Consider the following 547-nt stretch of genomic DNA (forward strand, 5'->3'; position numbering starts at 1 on the left):
CGAGGCGGCGCAGCCGCTGGCGCGCGCGTTCCACGAACTGGCGGCCGCCACGCCCGGCACGCGCGAGCTGTCGGCGGACGTGGACCAGGCGCTGTGGAACAAGTGGGTGATGATCGCCTCCGGCGCGCTGATGACCTGCCTGATGCGCGGCACCGTGGGCGAGATCGTGCGCACCGACGACGGCCGCGCGCTGATGCGGCAGGCGATGGACGAATGCGCCGCGGTCGCGCGCCTGTCGGGCCACGCGCTGCCCGAGCCGGTGGGCAAGGCGATGCACGAGCGGCTGCTGGACGCCGGCTCGGCCTGGGCCGCCTCGATGATGCGCGACATCGCCCAGGGCGCGCCGCGCCTGGAGGCGCGCGACATCGTCGGCGACATGGCCGACCGCGCCGGGCGCCTCGGGCACGCGGTGCCGCTGGTGCGCACCGCCTACGCGCATCTGCAGGTCTACGAGGCCCAGCAGGCCCGCCGCGCCGCCGGCTGAAGGCCGCCTAGCCGGCCGCCGCGGCCTGCGCGGCGGCGGCCGCGCGCCGCTCGCGCGCGGCCA

General features: G+C 77.9%; 1 protein-coding gene. It reads left to right on the plus strand.

What is annotated here, in order from left to right:
* The coding region (locus K206_RS0115150) for a ketopantoate reductase C-terminal domain-containing protein (protein ID WP_020203247.1) at positions 1 to 484 on the plus strand (484 nt) is incomplete at its 5' end.
* Positions 485 to 547 lie beyond the last annotated feature (63 nt).

Origin of the sequence: Cupriavidus sp. WS (assembly GCF_000395345.1) — a bacterium.
Classification (GTDB): Bacteria; Pseudomonadota; Gammaproteobacteria; order Burkholderiales; family Burkholderiaceae; genus Cupriavidus; species Cupriavidus basilensis_B.